Origin of the sequence: Tunturiibacter gelidiferens, assembly GCF_051013345.1 — a bacterium.
In the GTDB taxonomy this organism is placed as follows: domain Bacteria; phylum Acidobacteriota; class Terriglobia; order Terriglobales; family Acidobacteriaceae; genus Edaphobacter; species Edaphobacter gelidiferens_A.
This window is the reverse complement of the sequence record NZ_CP132939.1, coordinates 5,815,756-5,830,922: the sequence shown is the minus strand read 5'-3', so window position 1 is coordinate 5,830,922 and position 15,167 is coordinate 5,815,756. Positions and strand designations below refer to the sequence as shown.

Sequence of the window (15,167 nt, the reverse complement as noted above, 5' to 3'; positions counted from 1 at the left end):
CCTCTGGATGAGATGAGACTAGAGGGTTTCCGGATGCGGCGGAGTATTGGGTGGAGTGGTTGGTGTCGTGGAGTTTGCGGGTGGCGTATCGGTTGCCGGCTTCGTTGGAGGAGTGGCTGGGGCTTCTGCAGGCGGAGTGGCGGATGGCTGTGTGGGTGTCTCAGATGGCTTTGGCGTTGCGTTCGGGGGAACGGGAGCCTGCTTTGGCTGCGGTGGAGTGTCGGACATCGAGACCAGTTCGACGTCAAAGATGAGGTCCGCTTTAGCGGGGATGACGGGAGGGCGGCCGGATTCGCCGTAGGCCAGTTGGTAGGGGACGAAGAGACGGCGCTTCCCACCGACGTGCATGCCCTGAAAACCTGTGTCCCAGCCCATGATGACGCGGTGCGCGCCGTAAGGGAAGGTTATCGGCTCGCCTCCTGGGTGATCGAAGGAGGAGTCGAACTTGGTGCCGTTGGTGAGCCATCCGGTGTAGTGGACGGTGTAGTACTTGCGCTCTTCAGCGGGTCCGCCGGTGCCGATTTTGGTGTCGATATACCTGAGCGTGTAGAGAGGCCTGGGGAGGCCGACCACTTTGGGGATGTTCGGGGGCGTGGTTGCGGTCTTTGCGGCGGTGGTGGCGTGGTGCGGAGTGGTGGTTGTTGCCTTAGGAGTGGTTTGGGCGGTGGCGGCGGTAGTTAGTGCGGCCAGGAGAGCGATCGAGGGGAGCTTTGCAATCATTGTGGTTCCAGTTTAGGACGTTTGGACGTGTCGGAGGTGAACTGAGGGATTTTAGTGCTGTCGCTCAACCTATTTAATTATTTAGTTGAATAGTTTTTGTGTTCGGATATATTCAACCATATGGTTGAATTTGCAGTTGCATCTTTGGATTCCGTGTTTCATGCTCTGTCGGACGCTACGCGTCGCGCCATTCTGCGGGACGTTAGCCGGGAGGCCAAGACAGTAGGGGAGATTGCGGGGCCATACAGCATGTCCCTGGCGGCCGTTTCGAAGCATCTGCAGGTGCTGGAACGGGCGGAGCTGGTTAGGCGGGAGAAGAAGGGCAACTACCGGATAGTGCGGTTGAACGCGGACACTTTGCGGGCGGCACAGGAGTGGCTTGCCTACTACGAGACCTTCTGGACGGGCCAGTTGGATGCCCTTCAGAATTACCTGGAGACGGCGGAGACGCCGGGAGAGGATGTGCGGAATGGCAACTGGAATGGCGACTCTGGAGATAGATCGGAAGAAGGTTGATGTGAGTGAGTTGGGCACTCCGATGCTGGAGCTTACGCGAGTAATTCGGGCGAGCCGGGCACGGGTTTATGAGGCGTGGACGCGGCCGGAGATGCTGAAGCATTGGCATGCGCCCGGAGATATGAATTTTGTGAGTGCCGTGCTGGATGTGCGCGAGGGTGGCACCTATGAGGTTCGGTCGCGGGGCATGATGTGCAACTCGGAAGGGATGAGTGAGGAGGACAGAAATCGACAGGTTACTGTACGCGGAGAGTATCGGAGAGTGATTCCGAATGAACTGCTGCAGTTCACGTGGTCCGGTAGCTGGGCTCCGATGGAGATTTCGATGGTAACGGTGTCGCTGAGAGATATCGAGGGCGGGACCGAGATTACGCTGCGGCATGAACAGTTCGCGACGGAGAGCTCGCGGGATGGCCATGTGCTGGGATGGGATAGCTTGTTTGGGAAGCTGGCCACGGCGCTGGAGGGCTGATGGGAGAACGGCGCGTGGCGGACGGGGTGGGTCCGCTGCCGCCGGCTGCTTGCGAAGGATTGCTGACGGCGCGGAGCTGGAGGCGAATTTTGTTCGAACGACGGCTAGGTCGGTGTGCGGAGGAGAAGATAGGCGCCGGTGATGCCGAAGAGGAGATCGGGCGTCCAGGCGGCGAGGACCGCGGGGAGGGTGTTGACGTTGCCGAGGGATTCGAAGATGAGGGCGATGACCCAGTAGGTGATGGCGAGGCCGATGGCCGTGGCGATGCCGGTGAGGGATCCTTTTTTCCCATGGACAAAGCGAAGGGGATGGCGAGGATGGCCATAACCAGAGTGATGAGGGGGTATGCGATCTTTTTGTTGAGCTGGACGCTGAGTCGCTTGGTGTCGAAGCCGGACTGCTTGAGGTCGGTAATGTAGTGGGAGAGTTCGGTGTAGCTCATCTCCTGCGAGGGGATGTACTCCTTCTTGAAGTAGACGGGCTGTTCGCGGATCTCGGGGAAGGTGGCTACGGTGAAGGGTTGGTAGCTGGCGATGGTTTCGCCGGAGAAGGTGCGCTGCCAGCCGTTGTCGAAGACCCAGTTGTTGACTTTGGGGTCCCATTGGGCGGTGGCGGCGAAGATGCGGCGTTGCAGGGTGAAGGAAGCGGGGTCGAACTCGAAGACGGTGAGGTTGGCGAAGGTGTCTTTTTCCGCGTTGAAGTACTGGTAGTAGAAGATGCGGGAGGGTTCGCCGGCGTTGTTGGTCTGGCCGGAGATCCACTGGCGGTCGGGGCGCGAGAAGGTCTGGGTGGGCTTGTCTTTGATGATGGAGAGGAGAGCCTCCTGGCGGCGGTTGGCGGCGGGGAGGTAGAGCTCGTCGAAGAAGAAGAGGCCAGCGGAGATGAATATGGTGACGACCAGGACCGGCGTGATGATGCGGTAGAGGCTGATGCCGCTGGACTTCATCGCGGTGAGCTCTGAGGTGCGGCTGAGCGAGCCGAAGGTGACGAGAACCGCGACGAGAGCGCAGAGGGGCGTGATGTTGTAAAGGATGTAGGGGATGAGGGTGACGAGATATTCGCCTACTGTGATGAGGGGCGTACGGTTTTTGAAGATGGGGCCGATGAGCTCGAAGAAGGTGAAGATGAGGAAGAGGGTGGAGAAGGAGCTGAGTACGATGGCGAAGTTGGTGGCGTACTCGCGCATGACGTAGTCGTCGAGCAGGAGAGGGAACTGAATGCGGATGATGCTGCGGAAGCGGCGGAGCAGCGTGGCGACGTCGTGGTTGGAGCGGATGTTGGCGTTTTCGTGGCCGTTGCTGGTGAGGCGGGTGATGAGCTTGCTGAGCCAGACGCCGATGGTGGAGACGAGGCTGAGCGCGATGCCTCCGCGGGACATTTGATAGAGGAGGGTGGCTCCGGCGGCGGCGAAGAGAAGGTTGGCGCCCCAGACGCCGAGGAATGGCGAAAGCCTGCCTGATTGCGCGAAGGCGACTCCGACCGAAGAGAGGAAGTAATAGATGAAGACGAGCAGGATTGTGAGGACGAAGCCGGTGGACTTGCCCCCGCGTTTGGAGGAGATTCCTAGCGGAACGCCGACAAGCATGAGGACCAGACAGGCGAAGGGGTAGGAGAAGCGCTTGTTGAACTCGATGCGGTAGACGGAGGATTCGCGGCCGCTGGAGGCCTTGATGGCGTTGGCGCGGCGCCAGAGTTCGGGTAGCGAGAGCGCCTGTATGGGCGTGTTGACGCGGCCGAGATGAGCCTCTTCGGGAGCTTCGGTCTCGATGGGGACGTCGGTGCTGGTGAAGGTGGAGATGTTGTATTGGTTGGGATCGCTGGAGGAGGTGTCGTGCTGGCCGCCATTGAGCAGATGGAGGCGGATAATTTGGGCGTCCTGCGTGTTGGGCGCGCCGTTGACGACGACGGCCTGGTCGGCGGTGGTGATGTGGGGATCGGCTGGTTCGGTGAGGTCGGCGAGGAAGACGTGATGCCAGAGAGCGGCTCCGGCTGCGGGGCTGACGTCTTGAACGTAGAGGACGCGGTCCTTGAACTCTTCGTAGAAGACGCGGGGCTGAACCTCGAAGGAGGCCTGTGAGGACTTCAAAGACTCTCCGAGGGCGATTAGGCCGGATGCGGCGCGCGGGGCGAGATAGAGCGAGTTGAAGAGGCCCAGCGCGAGGGCGACGGCGGAGACGATGGAGACGATGCGGACGAAGTCGATGGCTCCCATGCCGCTGGCGCGCATCGCGGTGATTTCGCTGTCGGCAGCGAGCCGGGACAAACCCAGAAGGATGCCGACCAGAACGGCCATCGGGATGGTGACGGTGAGAGCGGGTGGAAGGGTGAAGGCGATGATGCGGGCGACGTCGCCCATCGTGGCGGAGTCGCGTACGACGAAGTCAAGGATGCGCCCGAGGTCGCGCATGAAGATGATGAAGGTAAAGAGGGCTCCGCCGAGGAGAGCGTGTGAGGTGACTTCGCGGAGAATGTAGCGGGTGATGATGCGCATTTGTTTGCTGCTTGAGGTGGCTGATTCAAGTGTATCGCGCTCGGGGCGAATCGCTGTTGAGAGCGAAGGAGTTAGGTTTCGAGTTTGGACCCAGGCAACTCGAAGAGAGGTTGTGCACTCCATCTTCAGAGAGCAACATGTTGGATGCGGGGACTTAGCGTGTCAGTTTATGCCGAATGTGAGCCGAGAGTTGAGACGGGATTGAAGTCAGAACCGAGATTCAGAGCTATGATGATTCTCCGATGTCGCTAGATATTTTTGCCTCTGAGCATCGTGGCGCTGAGCTTTCGCCGAGCAGGATTTTGCTGGTGGATGACGATCCGGATATGCGCGCTTTGACGCGGACGTTTCTGGAACATGAAGGTTATGGGGTTTTTAGTTCGGGGAACGCGGAAAGGGCAGCGCAGATCTTTCGCAGCGTGCCGGAGATCGATCTGTTGGTGACGGATCTGTACATGCCGGGGAGATCGGGCATGGACCTGGCGCGAGAGCTGAAGGTGATTCGTAGTGGGTTGCCGGTCCTGATGATATCGGGAGGGATGGTAGATAGTGCGCAGAAGTTGCGGTTGGAGCAGGAGGGTTGGAGTTTCCTGGCGAAGCCGTTCCGGTTACCGGAGCTGTTGAGCAGAGTGCATCGGATTCTTGCGCCGATGGAGGCGCGAAGGTGGAGAGAGGCGCGATAAGCATCGCTTCCTGCTAGGCTTTCGCGACGAGTCTCAGCGTTCTCGGTCGTTGGGTCGGAGTTCTTTTTCCATCAAGATGAAGTGGCATGGCAGTATGAGAACTTCAGGGCGTATGTAGGGGGCTTCGCCAACGATTTTGTAACCTTGTCTCTGATACCACGCGATGAGTTCTGGCCTGCGATCGATAACAGAGATCTCGATGAGGCGGCAGTCGTGGTCGCGACAGAGTTGCTCGCCTGCCTCCATCAACTCTCTACCAACTCCTCTGGTTTGCCGGTCGGGATCGACGGCAACCATGCCAATGTAGCCGTGGCCGTTATCGCGCAGCTCGATGTATATCAAACCGAGCAATCCATCTGCATCTTCCTTGAGGAGAAAGGTGCCTTTCAGAAGATACTCCGCGATCTGTTCGGCGTTGGTCCGTTCGGTGCGCTTGAAATAATTGTCGCGGGCGAAGGCGCGATTGATGAAGGGCACAAGGCGAGCGGCGTCTTCCGGCGTCGCCGTCCTAAGCTGAGGGGCGAAGTCTGACCCGAGTGCCGGCGTGGATGTATGGGACAAGGCTATGTGTTTTCCTTCGATCGAATGATGGAATAGGTCAGAAACTGCTCAGCGGTCCCACAATTGGATAGCCTGGTGATGCGAGGTCTTCCTTGATTCTAAATACGCCTAGGGGTTGGCGAGGAACCGGTAGCCGACACCGCGGACGGTGACCAAGTGTTGTGGATCGGCTGGATCGTCCTCGATGTAACGACGGAGGCGGACGATGAAATTGTCGATGGCGCGGGTATCGGTGTCTTCGTGAACTCGCCAGACGTCTTCGAGGATGGCGGATCGCGACACGATCTGGCCTTCGCGCTCGGTGAGATAACGGAGGAGATCGGCTTCCATGAGGGTGAGGTGGGTGATGCGGTTGGGGGCGACGAGTTCGAGGGTGTCGAAGCGGATTGTGCGGTGATTGAAAGCATATTCGTCGGTTTGCTCCGCGATGGCGGGCAGCGGAGTCTCCAGGGTTGCGGCGTTCTGCCAGGCAGTGCGTCGGAGGAGTGATTTTAGGCGGACCAGAAGAATGTTCAGGTCGAACGGCTTGGCGAGGTAGTCGTCCGCGCCGGCTTCAATGCCTTCAAGAACCTCTTCGGGGCGGGAGCGGGCGGTGAGCATGAGGACGGGAGTGTAGTGGTGGGCTTCGCGAAGAGCGCGGACGATGGTGAAGCCGTCGGCGCCGGGCAGCATGCCGTCGAGGATTATGGCGGCGATGTGTTCTTCGGGGTTGATTTTTTCGGCTAGGAGATAGGCGAGGGCGGCGTCGCCGTCGGATTCGTGACGGGTGCGGTAGCCTTCAGCCTGAAGGTTGAAGAGGAGGCCTTGGGCGAGATGCTCTTCGTCTTCGACGAGAACGATGAGTGGGACGGTGGGTTCGGTCATGGCGTTTCCGGTCCAGATGTTCGTTGTCGTTTTGTAACCTGTGACATTACGATTTTTGCAAAAGCTTTGAGAACAGATTGCTGAGGCCGTTCCATGCTATCTGGACTCCGATGCAGAGCAGAATGAACGCGACGACGCGAAGGATGCCGTGCGCGGTCGCGGGCGAGATGGTACGTGCAATCTTGGGAGCATAGGCATAACAGAGATAGATGAGAGCGCTGAGCAGGAGGACCGCGATGAGGAGTCCTACGTGGGCGAGGACTTTGTCTTCGAGGGTTGTCTGGTCCGTGTGCACGCTGAGGGTGAGCATGACGACGATACAGCCGGGGCCAGCGGTGATGGGGAAGGTGAAGGGATAGAAGGCTTTCTGCTGGAGGCTGGCGATCTCTGCGGGTGTCACCGCGGGGACGGCGGCCGCCGTCTTCTCTGGGCTGGGTGTGCTGTCAGGCTGATTCAGGAGAGCCCAGCCAATCATCGCGATGACGATGCCTCCAGAGACCTGGACGATGGGCAGAGAGATTCCAAAGAACCCCAAGAGGTACGAACCGATGAGTTGGATAACGGCGAAGAAGATGACGGTGTTGATGGCGATGCGGCGGGCGAGGCCACGATAGATGTCGATGGGCGCAGCGCCGACCAGACCGAGGAAGATAAGCGCGGAGCCGAGGGGGTTGATGAGCGGGAGGAGCGCGCTGAATCCCAGGGCGAAGTATTTCCAGAGCAGAAACATGGAGATCACGAAGTCGAGTGAGATTAACTACGAGCTTTGAAATGATTGTACGTCTCGTACCCTCGAAGGAGTTCCTCTGCAGGAGAGCTACAAGGTTGCGCTAGTTGTTGACCGTTGAAGAAGCTGGCGGGGCGAGGGGAAGGGTGATCGAGATGGTCGTGCCGAGGCCAGGGCCGGGGCTTATGGCTGTTGCCTCGCCCCCGTGTTGACGGGCGATGTTGCGAACGAGAAAGAGGCCGAGGCCAGTGCCTTTGATCTTGGCCACGGCCCGTCCGGGGACTCGGTAGAAGCGAGTGAAGATGCGTTTGAACTGGTTGGCGGGCAGACCGACGCCGGTGTCCGTGACGCGGAGGGCGACCCAGGTGTAGTCAGATATGGCGAGTGAGCAGCGAATGTGAACTCCTTCAGGGGAGTACTTGACAGCGTTGTCGAGGACATTAAGGACTGCGGTGCGAAGGTCTTCGGCGATGCCTTGGGTGTAAAGGCGGACGATGCCGGGAGTCGGTTCGAGGACGATGGTTTCGGCGGGAAGGTGGTGGCGCTGGAGGGTGATGGCGATGCAGTCGGATACGAGGGACTGCATGTCGATGAGTGTGCGGTTTTGTTGGCGGTGGCGCTGTCCAAGTTGGCCGGCTTTGAGGACCTGCTCCACGGTGGCGAGGAGACGGTCGGAGTCGGAGAGCATGATCTTGTAGAATTCTTGGCGCTGTGACTCCTCGACGGGGCGTCGCTGGAGGGTTTCGAGATAGAGGCGGATGCTGGCGATGGGGGTTTTGAGTTCGTGTGTGACGGCGTTGAGAAAGGAGTCCTGACGCTCGTTGCGGCGGATCTCGCGGACGAGGAAGACGGTGTTAAGGACGACGCCGGCGATGAGCGCGGCAAAGAGGATGACGCCAAGAACCGCGATGGCGAGGGTGCGCTTGTTGAGAATGATCCAGGTGATGTTGAGGGTGATGGCGAGGCCGACGGTGAGGACGCCCAGGGTGATGAAGGTGGCGATGGCTCCGCGGCGTCGGGTGATGTTCATGGCTTGCTGAAAGTATAGCGGGGAAGATTTAGAGATAACGCCGGGCGAGATTGGCCATGAGCTCTTCGGGCGCATCGCAGAGGCCTGTGTGGACGGGGGAGACTTGAATGATGGTGCTGCGAGGAGAGACAAGCCAGTGGAAGCGTTCGCGTTGGCTCAGGTGCGAGATGGGGCCGCCCGTAGGATCTGCGGCGCAGATTCGAGGGAAGGCTTCGAGGTGGTTGCGAACCAGATCGAGATCGATCTCCGGCCAGAGCGCGCGGAGGCGTTGATTGTCAATGTGGATGCGGGCATCAAGGAAGCGTTGCTGGAGACAGAAGACGACAACGCCTGCGTTAACGAACTCTTCGCGCTCGACGCGGGGAACGACGCGAATAACCGCGTAGTCAAATGAAATTGGCGCGAGCACGGGTGGCCTCCTGGGTGAAGATGGGGGACGCTGCTAGACGCCGGGTGAGGAGATTAAGATAGGCTGAGCGTGCGTCGGCGGGAGTGGGATGGCTGGACTGAAGCCACTGGTCGGGAATCTGCGCGAGGATCTCGGTAAGAATCTCGCGGTCGAGGCAGCTGGCCGTATGAACGGCGGCTTGTTCAAGATCGGTGGCCCAGGGCAGAAGGATGTGGTTGCGGATTTCGGCGAAGGGAGATTCGGCGAGACGGCTGGCGTCGGGCCAGTTGTGGTGAAAGTAGAGCGCTGCGCCGTGATCGATGAAGTAAAGCTGGCTGTGCCAGTTGAGCAGATTGGCATTGCGGGCGGTGCGGTCGACGTTGAGGATGAACGCGTCGAACCAGACGGCGAGTGAGGCGGTGTGGGGGTCGGCTTTGTCGCCCGCGGCTCGGTCGAACATGGAGGATCCCGGAAGATAGTCGAGGGCGAGGTTGAGCCCCGCACTAGCGCGAAGAAGGTCGCGGATCTCCTGGTCGGGTTCGTTGCGTCCTAGCGCGGGGTCCACTTGAGCGAAGACGAGTTCAGGAATGTTGAGGCCGAGGGCACGACCGATTTCGCCGGCGACGAGTTCGGCGACGAGTGCGAGTGGACCCTGGCCTGCGCCGCGGAATTTGACGACGTAGAGACCAAGGTCGTCGGCCTCGATAATTGCGGGGAGAGAGCCGCCTTCACGAAGGGCAGTGACGTACTGGGTGGCGCGGATGGTACGAAGCATTGGTGCTTAGTGTAGCTGGGCGGGAGTCACCTGGAGCGGACGACTCCTGCCGAGTTCGGAGATTAGTAGCGGACCCGGAAGTCGGCGCGACAGCCGCGGTCGACCCAGAGGCCGCGACGGTCGAGGTCCCAGGTGCTGTCTCGGACACAGGGGGAGCCGCTGATCTGTCGACTCAGTCGGACGTCACGACTGGGTCCGATGTCGCACCAGTTTCGCCTGCCATCATTCGAAGAGCAGGTGACGATGCGGGCTGGCGGCGGCGGTGGTGAACCGCCCCGGCCGATGATGAACTCTGCGCGGCATCCGCGGTCGACCCAGAGGCCGCGACGGTCTACGCCCCAGGTGCTGTCGCGGACACAGGGAGAGCCGCTGATCTGTCGCGCCATGCGGACATCGCGAGAGGGGCCGATATCGCACCAGTTTCTCCGGCCATCGTTGGAGGAGCAGGTGATCCTCGGTGGGCCGCCGTAACCAGGTTGTGCTATCGCAGGTGCGGTAATGGCGGAGGCGCCGGCGATAAGCAGGGTGCCTATCAGTAGGAGCTTGATTGTGCGCGTCATCTTTCCTCTTTCGAGTTGAAGATTGCCACTGGTGTTGAAACGTGCGGTTCCGGATGAGGATAGCGCGGAGTGGAATGCTTGTCGAGAGTGGATGCAAAGATCTAAACCGTTCACCCCTTTGGAAGACGGCCTCTTTGGTTGCTGATGTCCGGTTAGAGGCACTGTGCGAAGTATTGATGCTTAGTGCTAGCGAGCCTCGAAGTCTGCGCGGCAGCCTTGGTCTACCCAGAGGCCGCGATTGTCGATGTTCCAGGTCTGGCCGCGAACGCAGGGAGATCCGCTGATCTGTCGGATGAGTCGGACTTCGGTTCGAGGCCCAATGTCACACCAGTTTCTGTCTCCGTTATTGGAGGAGCAGGTAACAGTAATGGGAGGAGGAGGTGGTGGTCCTGAGCGAACGATGAAGTCGGCGCGGCATCCGCGGTCGACCCAGAGGCCGCGTGGATCGACGCCCCAAGTCTCATCCTGGATACAGGGCGAGCCGCTGATCTGTCGCGCCATGCGGACATCGCGAGAGGGGCCGATATCGCACCAGTTTCTGCGGCCATCGTTGGAGGAGCAGGTGACGGTAATGGGGGAGGAGGTGGTTCGCGGCGGCCGAGGATGAACTCGGCGCGGCATCCGCGGTCGACCCAGAGGCCCCGGCGATCGACGCCCCAGGTGTCGTCCTGGATACAAGGGGAGCCGCTGATCTGCCGCGCCATGCGGACATCGCGAGAGGGGCCGATATCGCACCAGTTTCTGCGGCCGTCGTCGGAGGAGCAGGTTATTCTCGGGGGACCGCCGTAATCAGGTTGCGCCGCAGCGGTTGCGGGTATGGCGCAGATGCCGGCGATGAGAGTCGTGCCTGTGAGGAGGAGCTTGAATGTGCGTTTCATCTTGCCTCTTTCGAGATAAAGATTGTCACCAAGGCCCTTGAAGCGGTTGCGATTCCGGATGAGAATAGCGCGGAGTCGGATGCTTGTCGATATTGGATGCAGAAAATAAGAATGGCCGTCACCTTTTTGGATGACGGCCATTCTTTTTCCGAATGTTGGACTAGATGACGCCCGCTGGTTTGGGATTCTTCGGGTCGAACTTGGCGATCTGGATCTTTTCTGCCAGACCGACTTTGCTGAGAACCCAGATGCAGTAGTAGTTGATGTCGAACTCATACCATTCGAGGCCGTGGCGCGCGCTGACGGGATGGGCGTGGTGATTGTTGTGCCAGCCCTCGCCGCCGGTGAGCATAGCGACCCACCAGTTGTTGCGGGAGTCGTCCTTGGTCTCGAAGCGGCGCTTGCCCCAGAGGTGGGTGGCGGAGTTCACGAGCCAAGTGGCGTGGAGACCGATGGTGACGCGGAGGAAGGTTCCCCAAAGGACCATGCCGAGAGCGCCTACAAAGTGGTGGCCCGCAGGTGCGAGGGCTGCGCCGAGTGCGACCTGAAGGACGCCGGTGATGACGAGGGGAACGTAGTGGTATTTGCTGAGCCAGACGTGGACCGGGTCCTTGGTGAGGTCGGGAGCGTAACGGCCGAGGAGGGCGGTTTCGGAGTGAAGCGCGCGGCCAGAGAGGATCCAGCCGGCGTGAGCCCACCAGGTACCGTCATGCGGCGTATGTGGGTCGCCTTCCTGGTCGGAGTTCTGATGATGAACGCGGTGGGTGGCTACCCAAAAGATCGGACCGCCCTCAAGTGCGAGACAGCCGCACATGGTCACGAAGTACTCGACCCACTTGGGAACTTTGTAACCGCGATGGGTCAGCAGCCGGTGATAGGCCACTCCGATGCCAACGTTGATCGCAAAGAAGTACATGACCAGGAAGACGGCCAGATTCTTCCAGGAGAAGAAAAAGAGGGAAGCGATGGCTCCAACGTGGAAGAGCCCCATGGCGATGGTGGTGATCCAGTTGATGCGGCCTTCCTGGTGCTCGCGGCCCATGCGGAGATCCTGTTTGATCTTCTGGGTAACTTCGGCGACGGCTGGAACGACGGCGGCGAGCTTGGGCGCCTTTACCGGGGCTTCTTCGATGGTGCTAAGGGGAGTCATAGGGTATCGCTGTCCTTGTGCTTCGGGTGCTGGTGAACTACTAATACTGACGCTATCAGGGGTGACGAGAGACGTGGTGTAAGACTTTTGTAATGCCACCCAAAGGTGGGAGTTGATAGGCTTGAAGTATGACAATTGGGACCAAAGTTGCACCGTTTAGCCTGAAGCCGTGGTTTAGCGAAAGAGTATGGGGAAAGAGCGATCTGAAGCCCTGGTATGAGGAGACTGGAACGACTGAGTTGGTAGGGGAAGCATGGCTGACCGGGCCGCAGTGTCTGGTGGAGACTGGGCCGTTTATAGGACAGACGCTGGATTCCGTTGCGGAGAAGATGGGTGGTGAGTTTCCGCTACTGGTAAAGATTTTGTTTCCGGCGGATAAGCTTTCGGTGCAGGTGCATCCGGATGATGCGCAGGCGAAGGCTATGGGCGAGACGCGGGGAAAGACCGAGTGCTGGTATGTGCTGGAGGCGGAGCCGGGTGCGACGGTCGCGCTAGGGTTGAAGCCGGGCGTGGGTGCGAAGGAGGTTGCGGCTTCTGTGGAGAGCGGGACTATGGAGTTGCTGCTGGAGCAGATTCCTGTGTCCGTGGGGGATATGTTGTTTGTGGATGCCGGGACTGTGCATGCGATCGGACCTGGAGTAGTGCTGCTGGAGACGCAACAGACGAGCGATGTGACCTATCGGCTGTATGACTATGGCCGGCCGCGGGAGCTGCATCTGGAGAAAGGCTTGCAGGTGATGAAATCTAAAACACAGGCGGGGAAGGTTGCGCCGCGTGTAATGGATGGATTTATCAGGTTGATTGAGCAGAGATATTTTGCCGTGGATCGATTTGAGATCTCCGCGACGAGTGAACGAACCGTTAGTTTCGAGGGAGCGGGATGTCTTGTCGGTTTGGCGGGGAGTGGAGTGGTCAGGACTCCTGATGGCGAGTTGGCGTTGATTCCCGGGAAGGCCGTGGTGGTGCCGCGGGGAGATGGTGACGTTGTTGTAGAGACGGGGGCCGGAGTTTCCTTTGTTCGGTGTGTGGCTCCGGCTTAGAGGAGTGGCATGATGAAGGATCGAGCTGGCGAGACGGCTTTGCGATATGTCGCATTGATGCGTGGCGTCAACGTGGGCGGTAAGAACATGGTGCCGATGAAAGATCTGGTGGGCATCTTTGCAGCGGCTGGGTGTGGAGACGTGGTGACCTACATTCAGAGCGGAAACGTGGTCTTCCGCGCCGACGACAAAGTGGTGAAGCGATTGGAGAGCGTGATTGCGAAGAAGGTCGAGGAGCGGTTTGGGTTTAAGGTGCCGGTGGTGTTGCGGACCGCTTCGGAGATGGAGGCTGTGGTTCGGGGAATCCCTTTTGAAGGTGCGAGTTGCGGAAGAGACGCTGCATGTTTCTTTTCTGGCGGATCATCCAGCAAAGAATTTGGTGGCGGAACTGGACGAAATGCGATCACCGCCGGACGAGTTTGCAGTGATCGGGCGAGAGATCTATTTGAAGTTGGTTAACGGTGCGGCAAGGACGAAGCTGACGAACGCCTATTTTGACTCGAAGCTGAAGACGGTCAGCACCATGCGGAACTGGCGAACGGTTTTGAAGCTCGCGGAGATGATGGTTGAGACGTGATTCTCGTTCGCATGAATTTTGCTGATGCTAGTTGAGAAAGGCGCTTAGCTCATTAGCGGCACTGCGAAGGTGATTGAGGAATCGGCTTTGCATCTCGAGGACGGAGAGGCGGGGAGCGTTGCCGCTGAGGTTCAGCGTGGCGACGACTCGGCCCGATGAGGCAAAGACGGGGACGGCCAGGGAGCGGAGGCCGACCTCGTACTCCTGATCGACGAGGGCGTAGCCGTTGCGACGCACGTTGCGCAGGGTGAGGCGGAGCTTGTCGGGGGACGTGATGGTGCGGGTGGTGTGGGGGGTGAGGACGGCTTTTGCGAGGTACTGCTCGAGCTGCTCGGACGGGAGGTAGGCGAGGAGAATGCGGCCCATGCTGGTGCAGTAGGCGGGCAGGCGGCTGCCGATGTGGAGGTCGACGGCCATGACGCGGTTGACCTGGGTGCGGGCGATGTAGACGATGTCTTCGCCGTCGAGTGTGGCGACGGAGAAGGACTCGCGGAGTGCGGCGGACATGCGCTCGAGGATGGGCTGGGCGGCGGTGGAGAGGGTGTTGGAAGTGGTGTATGTCTGGGAGAGGGTGAGCATGCGCGGACGAAGGGAGTAGCGTGAGCCATCCTCCGCTCCGGCAAACCCGAGCTTGGTGAGGGTGTAGAGGCAGCGGCGGACCGCGGCGCGGGATAGCCCGGTCTTTACGCTAAGTTGCGAGATTGTCATCTGCGGGGATTGCTGGGTGAACGCCTGGATAACGATAAGGCCACGGGCGAGCGAGGTCATAAAGTTGGGATCGCCTGTAAAGATGTCTAGTGACGATGCGGGGGTGGGTTTGGGAGCTGCGGGCGGCGCTGGCGGAAGGGAGGTTTCCGATGATGCGAGGGGTTGGCGGGGAGTAATGCTCATACGAGTCCCTTTCCGTGACGTTATCGAGCAAGACTGTTCGATAGACGGACTATCACTACGATAAACGCACGCCTAGGATATCGCAAGATATTGCCCGATCGGGCTTCAAATTTGCCGAAGATTTCAAGGAATTTGCTGGACAATCCGAGCGGATTTATCTCCGATTGAGAGTCGCGAGGACGTCGGCAGGTTCGGGGCGGACTCGGAAGTCGGCGTGGCCTTCAGCGAAGATGACGGTATTGGCCCGGTCGATGATGAAGACGGCAGGGATCGGGAGGCGCCAGCTGGCTTCAGTAGCGTTGTGATAGCTTAGGCCGGCGTTGTTGAAAGGGATATTGATGAGGATGGACTGATAGTAGCTGCGGAGATTTTGCGGAATGGTGTGGGCTATGCCGAATTTCCCTGCAATGGTTGCGCCGGGGTCGGAGAGTAAAGGGTATTGCAGGCGATGTTGCTCAAGGGTGAAGCTGTTTTGGCGTGTCGTTTGCGGGGAGATTGCGACGAAGATAGCACCACGTTTGCGGAGATCGGTGTGAAGGTCGCGCCAGGCTTCGAGTTCGGTGACGCAGTAGGGATCCCAGCGCCCACGAAAGAAGTTGATGACGAGCGGTCCGAGGGCGAGCAGATCAGTTGAACTGACCGGCTTATGGGTGAGGGCGTCTTCGAGTATGAAGGCCGGCGCTTGCGCCCCGGCCTTCAGCATACGGTCTTCGATGCCGGTGTTGAAGAGATCTTCGGTCGCCTTTTCGGAGACAGCGAGGCGCTCGGGCTGGACGAGAGCACGGGTGTTTTGCGTGATACGGTCCAGTTGATCCTGAAGCGAGATGTTGAGAGCAGCGGCCAC

19 protein-coding genes and 2 pseudogenes are annotated in these 15,167 nt (G+C 59.6%); 6 read left to right on the top strand and 15 right to left on the bottom strand.

What is annotated here, in order from left to right:
• Positions 1-18: 18 nt before the first annotated feature.
• The gene (locus tag RBB80_RS29490; RefSeq protein WP_433965719.1) at positions 19-720 is read right to left on the bottom strand and encodes an FKBP-type peptidyl-prolyl cis-trans isomerase; all 702 of its coding nucleotides are present in this window, start codon (positions 718-720) and stop codon (positions 19-21) included.
• Positions 721-873: 153 nt separating this feature from the next.
• Between RBB80_RS29490 and RBB80_RS29485 the strand changes: the two genes are divergently transcribed.
• Both RBB80_RS29485 and RBB80_RS29480 read left to right on the top strand, forming a co-directional pair.
• Positions 874-1,236, top strand: a complete 363-nt coding sequence (locus tag RBB80_RS29485; protein ID WP_433965718.1) for an ArsR/SmtB family transcription factor — start codon at positions 874-876, stop codon at positions 1,234-1,236.
• On the top strand, positions 1,190-1,708 hold the full coding sequence (locus tag RBB80_RS29480; RefSeq protein ID WP_433965717.1) for an SRPBCC family protein: 519 nt from the start codon (positions 1,190-1,192) through the stop codon (positions 1,706-1,708). Before RBB80_RS29485 ends, RBB80_RS29480 begins: the two co-directional genes overlap by 47 nt.
• 104 nt (positions 1,709-1,812) lie before the next feature.
• On the opposite strand, the gene RBB80_RS29475 is transcribed toward RBB80_RS29480, so the two are convergent.
• Positions 1,813-1,935: a hypothetical protein gene (locus RBB80_RS29475; RefSeq protein ID WP_433969949.1), complete on the bottom strand. Its 123-nt coding sequence runs from the start codon at positions 1,933-1,935 to the stop codon at positions 1,813-1,815.
• Between the two features lie 122 nt (positions 1,936-2,057).
• Positions 2,058-4,199, bottom strand: a pseudogene (lptF, locus tag RBB80_RS29470) (LPS export ABC transporter permease LptF); the annotation flags it as partial.
• A gap of 242 nt (positions 4,200-4,441) precedes the next feature.
• Here lptF and RBB80_RS29465 point away from each other — a divergent pair.
• Positions 4,442-4,882 (top strand): response regulator, encoded by a 441-nt coding sequence (locus RBB80_RS29465; RefSeq protein WP_433965716.1) that lies wholly within the window; start codon positions 4,442-4,444, stop codon positions 4,880-4,882.
• Positions 4,883-4,915: 33 nt separating this feature from the next.
• Here RBB80_RS29465 and RBB80_RS29460 read toward each other — a convergent pair whose 3' ends face one another.
• From RBB80_RS29460 to RBB80_RS29415, 10 genes and pseudogenes are all read right to left on the bottom strand, one after another.
• Complete coding sequence (locus tag RBB80_RS29460; protein ID WP_433965715.1) at positions 4,916-5,443, bottom strand: GNAT family N-acetyltransferase; 528 nt, start codon at positions 5,441-5,443, stop codon at positions 4,916-4,918.
• A 108-nt stretch (positions 5,444-5,551) separates the two neighbouring features.
• Positions 5,552-6,307, bottom strand: coding sequence for a response regulator transcription factor (locus RBB80_RS29455; protein WP_433965714.1), 756 nt, complete (start codon positions 6,305-6,307; stop codon positions 5,552-5,554).
• A 46-nt stretch (positions 6,308-6,353) separates the two neighbouring features.
• The gene (locus RBB80_RS29450; RefSeq protein WP_433965713.1) at positions 6,354-7,037 is read right to left on the bottom strand and encodes a MarC family protein; all 684 of its coding nucleotides are present in this window, start codon (positions 7,035-7,037) and stop codon (positions 6,354-6,356) included.
• A gap of 100 nt (positions 7,038-7,137) precedes the next feature.
• On the bottom strand, positions 7,138-8,064 hold the full coding sequence (locus RBB80_RS29445) for a sensor histidine kinase (protein ID WP_433965712.1): 927 nt from the start codon (positions 8,062-8,064) through the stop codon (positions 7,138-7,140).
• Between the two features lie 28 nt (positions 8,065-8,092).
• The gene (locus RBB80_RS29440; protein ID WP_433965711.1) at positions 8,093-8,473 is read right to left on the bottom strand and encodes a DUF3037 domain-containing protein; all 381 of its coding nucleotides are present in this window, start codon (positions 8,471-8,473) and stop codon (positions 8,093-8,095) included.
• Positions 8,451-9,227, bottom strand: coding sequence for a HipA family kinase (locus tag RBB80_RS29435; protein ID WP_433965710.1), 777 nt, complete (start codon positions 9,225-9,227; stop codon positions 8,451-8,453). Before RBB80_RS29435 ends, RBB80_RS29440 begins: the two co-directional genes overlap by 23 nt.
• A gap of 62 nt (positions 9,228-9,289) precedes the next feature.
• Complete coding sequence (locus RBB80_RS29430; protein WP_433965709.1) at positions 9,290-9,787, bottom strand: DUF3011 domain-containing protein; 498 nt, start codon at positions 9,785-9,787, stop codon at positions 9,290-9,292.
• A gap of 186 nt (positions 9,788-9,973) precedes the next feature.
• Complete coding sequence (locus RBB80_RS29425) at positions 9,974-10,408, bottom strand: DUF3011 domain-containing protein (RefSeq protein ID WP_433969947.1); 435 nt, start codon at positions 10,406-10,408, stop codon at positions 9,974-9,976.
• Positions 10,405-10,665 (bottom strand): annotated as a pseudogene (locus tag RBB80_RS29420) (DUF3011 domain-containing protein); the annotation flags it as partial. The pseudogene RBB80_RS29420 and the gene RBB80_RS29425, both read right to left, overlap by 4 nt.
• Positions 10,666-10,825: 160 nt before the next feature.
• Complete coding sequence (locus RBB80_RS29415) at positions 10,826-11,815, bottom strand: acyl-CoA desaturase (RefSeq protein ID WP_433965708.1); 990 nt, start codon at positions 11,813-11,815, stop codon at positions 10,826-10,828.
• 128 nt (positions 11,816-11,943) lie between these two features.
• On the opposite strand from RBB80_RS29415, the gene RBB80_RS29410 reads away from it, so the two are divergent.
• From RBB80_RS29410 to RBB80_RS29400, 3 genes are read left to right on the top strand one after another with little or no spacing between them, the layout of a single operon-like run.
• The gene (locus RBB80_RS29410; protein ID WP_433965707.1) at positions 11,944-12,855 is read left to right on the top strand and encodes a type I phosphomannose isomerase catalytic subunit; all 912 of its coding nucleotides are present in this window, start codon (positions 11,944-11,946) and stop codon (positions 12,853-12,855) included.
• A 9-nt stretch (positions 12,856-12,864) separates the two neighbouring features.
• Positions 12,865-13,314, top strand: a complete 450-nt coding sequence (locus RBB80_RS29405) for a DUF1697 domain-containing protein (RefSeq protein ID WP_433965706.1) — start codon at positions 12,865-12,867, stop codon at positions 13,312-13,314.
• Positions 13,301-13,432 (top strand): hypothetical protein, encoded by a 132-nt coding sequence (locus RBB80_RS29400; protein WP_433965705.1) that lies wholly within the window; start codon positions 13,301-13,303, stop codon positions 13,430-13,432. The genes RBB80_RS29405 and RBB80_RS29400 overlap by 14 nt, the downstream gene beginning before the upstream one ends.
• A 27-nt stretch (positions 13,433-13,459) precedes the next feature.
• Here RBB80_RS29400 and RBB80_RS29395 read toward each other — a convergent pair whose 3' ends face one another.
• The gene (locus RBB80_RS29395) at positions 13,460-14,323 is read right to left on the bottom strand and encodes an IclR family transcriptional regulator domain-containing protein (protein ID WP_433965704.1); all 864 of its coding nucleotides are present in this window, start codon (positions 14,321-14,323) and stop codon (positions 13,460-13,462) included.
• 154 nt (positions 14,324-14,477) lie between these two features.
• Entirely contained in the window at positions 14,478-15,167 is a 690-nt protein-coding gene (locus RBB80_RS29390; RefSeq protein ID WP_433965703.1) for a peroxiredoxin family protein, read from the bottom strand.

Excerpts from the sequence above, each read along its gene's own strand:
- RBB80_RS29415 (WP_433965708.1), bottom strand. The coding sequence starts at position 11,815 with ATGACTCCCCTTAGCACCATCGAAGAAGCCCCGGTAAAGGCGCCCAAG.
- RBB80_RS29405 (WP_433965706.1), top strand. The coding sequence starts at position 12,865 with ATGATGAAGGATCGAGCTGGCGAGACGGCTTTGCGATATGTCGCATTG.
- RBB80_RS29425 (WP_433969947.1), bottom strand. The coding sequence starts at position 10,408 with ATGCCGCGCCGAGTTCATCCTCGGCCGCCGCGAACCACCTCCTCCCCC.
- RBB80_RS29480 (WP_433965717.1), top strand. The coding sequence starts at position 1,190 with ATGGCAACTGGAATGGCGACTCTGGAGATAGATCGGAAGAAGGTTGAT.
- RBB80_RS29455 (WP_433965714.1), bottom strand. The coding sequence starts at position 6,307 with ATGACCGAACCCACCGTCCCACTCATCGTTCTCGTCGAAGACGAAGAG.
- RBB80_RS29465 (WP_433965716.1), top strand. The coding sequence starts at position 4,442 with ATGTCGCTAGATATTTTTGCCTCTGAGCATCGTGGCGCTGAGCTTTCG.
- RBB80_RS29445 (WP_433965712.1), bottom strand. The coding sequence starts at position 8,064 with ATGAACATCACCCGACGCCGCGGAGCCATCGCCACCTTCATCACCCTG.
- RBB80_RS29450 (WP_433965713.1), bottom strand. The coding sequence starts at position 7,037 with ATGTTTCTGCTCTGGAAATACTTCGCCCTGGGATTCAGCGCGCTCCTC.
- RBB80_RS29490 (WP_433965719.1), bottom strand. The coding sequence starts at position 720 with ATGATTGCAAAGCTCCCCTCGATCGCTCTCCTGGCCGCACTAACTACC.
- RBB80_RS29430 (WP_433965709.1), bottom strand. The coding sequence starts at position 9,787 with ATGACGCGCACAATCAAGCTCCTACTGATAGGCACCCTGCTTATCGCC.
- RBB80_RS29395 (WP_433965704.1), bottom strand. The coding sequence starts at position 14,323 with ATGAGCATTACTCCCCGCCAACCCCTCGCATCATCGGAAACCTCCCTT.
- RBB80_RS29435 (WP_433965710.1), bottom strand. The coding sequence starts at position 9,227 with ATGCTTCGTACCATCCGCGCCACCCAGTACGTCACTGCCCTTCGTGAA.
- RBB80_RS29410 (WP_433965707.1), top strand. The coding sequence starts at position 11,944 with ATGACAATTGGGACCAAAGTTGCACCGTTTAGCCTGAAGCCGTGGTTT.